At 54.2% G+C, this 4,465-nt stretch carries 2 protein-coding genes; both read right to left on the reverse strand.

Translation table 11 applies throughout. From position 1 onward, the window contains the following. Nucleotides 1-138: 138 nt before the first annotated feature. A complete protein-coding gene (locus ABYP39_RS17555; RefSeq protein ID WP_372783883.1) occupies nucleotides 139-1,203 on the reverse strand; it encodes a Glu/Leu/Phe/Val dehydrogenase in 1,065 nt (354 codons plus the stop codon). A gap of 76 nt (nucleotides 1,204-1,279) precedes the next feature. After that, the coding region (locus ABYP39_RS17560) for an indolepyruvate ferredoxin oxidoreductase family protein (RefSeq protein WP_372783885.1) at nucleotides 1,280-4,465 on the reverse strand (3,186 nt) is incomplete at its 5' end.

Below are 4,465 nucleotides of genomic sequence, written 5' to 3' on the forward strand. Positions count from 1 at the left end.
GACCTTTCGCTGGCGGCAGCCATTGTCTCGGACGAGTGGGTCTCAAGCCATGATCAGTACGGGCGTAACCGGCCCTGACCGGCTGCGCGATTTAACCAACTACGCCAATTCACAGGAGCTTACCCCCAAGCGAATCACTCACGCACTGGCTTTAAAATGGTGCTTGTCAGCTGATTGGAAGATGGCTTCGGCCATCTGTTCCGCCACCGCATGGGTAGACAGTGCCTCTGTTTCTGAGCGCTGAAATATCTGCGTCAAAACGTCGCCAATACGCTCAACGTGCTTCTCACTCTGCTCACCGCTTTTGCCCTGCTGCTGGTAAAACACATCGATTATACCGCCAGCGTTAATCACAAAATCCGGCGCGTACAGTACGCCGCGCTGGCGTAAACTATCGCCCTGCTCTGGCGTGGCCAGCTGGTTATTAGCCGCGCCGGCAACGATATCCACGTTCAATTCACCGACTGTTTTGTCGTTCAACACTGCTCCCATCGCGCAGGGCACAAATACATCGGCGCGCGTGGTGAGTATCTGCTCCGGAGAGACAAGGCGGGCACCTAAGGCTTGCGCTCGCTTGAGGTTTTCCGCATCAATATCCGCCACCACCACGTCGGCGCCGTTGCGAATCAGACGCTCAATCAAATGCCGACCCACGGCGCCTGCGCCCTGCACGGCAAACCGCAGACCTTTTAAAGCATCGGTACCTCGTTGATAGCGAAGTGCCGCTCGAATACCACAGTAAACACCATAGGCTGTGTAGGGCGATGGATCACCACCAAAACGCTGCTTAGTTGTGATACCAGATACATGTTGTGTGCGCTCGCGCATAATATGCATATCGGCGACACTGGTTCCTGAGTCCTCAGCGGTGACGTAACGACCGCCAAGGCTGTCGATAAACTCGCCCATGGCCAGCAATAATTCTCGCGATTTCTCGGTGTGGGAATCGCCAATAATGACCGACTTGCCGCCACCAAGGGGCAAGCCTGCAAGTGCCGACTTATAGGTCATGCCGCGCGACAGCCGTAGAACATCATCCAGAGCCGCGCTATCACTGGCATAGGGAAACATGCGGCAGCCGCCAACGGCGGGCCCAAGGTTGGTATTGTGCACCGCGACAATCGCCCGGAGACCGCTGGCCTTATCGCTGTGAAACGCGACCAACTCATGCTGGTCATAAAAAGCGGAATCAAACACTGACATGACAAACTCCCAATACTACCGATAGGGAACCAGGCAAAGCACCCAATGCGACTATCGACTACAGTTAGCGACCTGTTCAGGCCGCCGATTCAACTTCAATAACCTGAACCACGTCGTCACCACGCAGGCGCTTTCGCAACTGAGCCCGACGTATGTTTGCTTGTTCAAGCGCGGCGTCCTTCACATGTCCAAAACCACGTATGGACTCCACGGTTTCCACCAGCTCGACGGCAAGCGGAAGATTTTCAGGCGTAAGATGTGGTAGCAGCTCAGCCAGCTCATTCTCAAACGTTTTTAGTGTGGCGCGCTCTTGGCGACGCTCCGCGGTGTAACCAAAGATATCCCAGCGGGTACCCCGCAGCGTTTTGAGCCTGGCTAGAATTCGAAACATCGGCATCATCCAGGAGCCAAAGGTACGCTTGCGCGGATGCCCTGTGTCTGGGTCTATTTTGGATAGCAGCGGTGGCGCCATATGAAACTGCAGTTTGAAATTACCTTCAAAGGTGTCGTTCAGCTCCTTCATAAAGTCGCCATCGCTAAACAAGCGCGCAACTTCGTATTCGTCTTTGTAAGCCATCAGCTTGTGTAGTGATTTCGCCACCGCCTTGCTCAATGCATAGTCGGAGTCTGCATTCAATGCAGCTTCGGCATCTTTAACCTGTGCGACCTGCTGGCGGTAGCGTTCCGCATAGTTTTCGTCTTGATACTTACGCAAGTGCTGCGCGCGATAGTCAACAATTTCATCCAGTGTTTCCAGCGGAGCCCAGTGTTTTTCACCCACTCCAGCAATCTTTTTCACCGCATGAATATCAACAACACTGCGCCGACCCCAGAGAAAAGCCTGCTTGTTGAATTCCACAGCCACGCCATTCAAAGCAATGGCCTCTTCAATCGCTTCACCACTCACCGGAATGTAGCCCTTCTGATAGGCGTAACCGAGCATGAAGAAGTTCGTTGCCACAGCATCACCCAGCAGGTGCGTGGCTATATCTGTGCCCTCGATAAAATCGACTTTGTCCTCGCCAATTTCTTCCCGCAGGATTTGCTTCATAGAGGCCATGGGGAATTGTGCATCAGGGTTGTAGACAAACTCAGCGGTCGGCGCTTCGGTCTCATTGATCACAGCATAAGAGCGCTCAACATTCACCTTGGCGATGGCTTCATCGTTGGTGCTCACCACCAGGTCGCAGCCAATCAGCAAGTCGGCATCACCGGCAGGTATACGCACGGCATTGATATCCTCTTGCCTTTTTGCCACACGTAAATGGCTCACCACAGGACCGAATTTTTGCGCCAATCCGGTCTGATTCATTGTGGCGCAACCCTTGCCTTCAATGTGGGCAGCCATTGCCAACACCGCCGTAACCGTAAGAACGCCGGTACCGCCGACACCAGTCACAACAATATTCCAAGGCTGGTGGAGTTCGGGATGTGTCGGCTCGGGCAAATCCACAAAACCGTCGGCTTTTTCAGCGGCCTTGCTTTTCTTGAGCTGACCCCCAATCACCGACACAAAACTCGGGCAAAAACCTGCGACACAGGAATAGTCCTTGTTACACGCGCTCTGATCGATCTGACGCTTGCGGCCGAGCTCGGTCTCCTTGGGAATTACAGATAGACAGTTGGATTTCTTGCCGCAGTCACCACAGCCTTCACACACGGCCGGGTTGATAAAAACTCTGCGGTTTGGGTCTTCCAGTTGTCCCTTCTTACGACGACGGCGCTTTTCAGCCGCACAGGTCTGCTCATAAATCAAAATGCTGGTGCCCGGCACTTCACGCAGTTCTTTCTGGATACGCATCAGATCATCGCGGTGATCCAGACTCAGTCCATCGTCAAGAGCAAAGCGGAATTTCTCGGGGTAATCAGACACCACTGCAATGCGTTTAACGCCCTCCCCCCGCAATTGCAGAATGATCTGCTCGACACTAAGCGAGCCATCCACCGGCTGACCACCCGTCATGGCAACGGCATCGTTATAGAGGATTTTGTAAGTAATGTTCACACCGGAAGCGATTGCCTGCCGGATAGCCAGCAGACCCGAATGGAAATAGGTACCGTCACCGAGATTCTGGAAAACGTGCTTGTTGTCGGTAAATGCAGCCTGCCCCACCCAGGTCACGCCTTCGCCGCCCATCTGGGTGAAGGTTTTGGCGGGGCGGCTTTCCATAAAGGTGCTCATGTAGTGGCAGCCGATACCTCCGAGAGCCTGACTACCTTCCGGCACCTGTGTAGACGTATTATGTGGGCACCCGGAGCAATAATGGGGGACACGTGCAATTTTGTTGCGCTTGCTGGCCAGCGACTGCTCTTTCTGATTATAAAACCCAAGGCGCTTTTCCATCTCCTCACTTTGATAAAAGCGACGAATGCGCGAAGCAATCGCGCGCGCCACCATAGCGGGCGTCAACTCGCTCAAGTTAGGCAGCAGATCACGCCCTTCTTCGTCAAACTCCCCAATAACCCGCGGACGACGATCCAGCGGCCAGTTGTACAGCTGGCCGGTAAGCTGATCTTCGATGATGGAACGTTTTTCCTCCACCACCAGAATTTCCTCGAGACCATCGGCAAATCGGTGGGTCGCTACTGGCTCCAGCGGCCAGGGCATTCCCACTTTAAACACCCGCAAACCGATATCAGCGGCTTTACGCTGATCGATACCTAGGTCTTCCAGCGCTTGGAGCACATCGAGATAGGCTTTACCGCTGGTGATGATACCCAACCGTGGTTTCGGGCTATCGATCGCCACGTAGTTGAGGTTGTTGGCCAGCGCAAATTCGCGAGCCGCGTAGATCTTGAACTTGTTGAGCCGACGCTCCTGATCCAACGGATTATCAGGGTGACGAATGTGCACCCCGTCCGGTGGCATCTGGAAACTGTCGGGGATCACAATGTTGATTCGATGCGGATCGATTTCGGCAGAAACAGCCGAATCCATATTCTCAGTAATGGCTTTCAGCCCTACCCAACAGCCGCTGTATCGCGACAACTCCCAGCCGTAAACGCCCAGATCCAGAACTTCCTGCACATTGGCGGGGGCTAACACTGGGATGGAGGCACCCATAAACATATGTTCGGACTGATGCGGCAAAGTTGAAGATTTTGCTGCATGGTCATCGCCTGCCACCGCCAGCACACCACCAAATTTCGCTGTACCCGCAGCGTTGGCGTGCTTGATCACATCCATGCTGCGATCGACGCCTGGCCCCTTGCCATACCACATACCGAACACACCATCGTAACGGGCACCGGGAAACAGGCC

This window comes from Litorivivens sp., from assembly GCF_041625495.1.
Classification (GTDB): domain Bacteria; phylum Pseudomonadota; class Gammaproteobacteria; order Pseudomonadales; family Spongiibacteraceae; genus Litorivivens.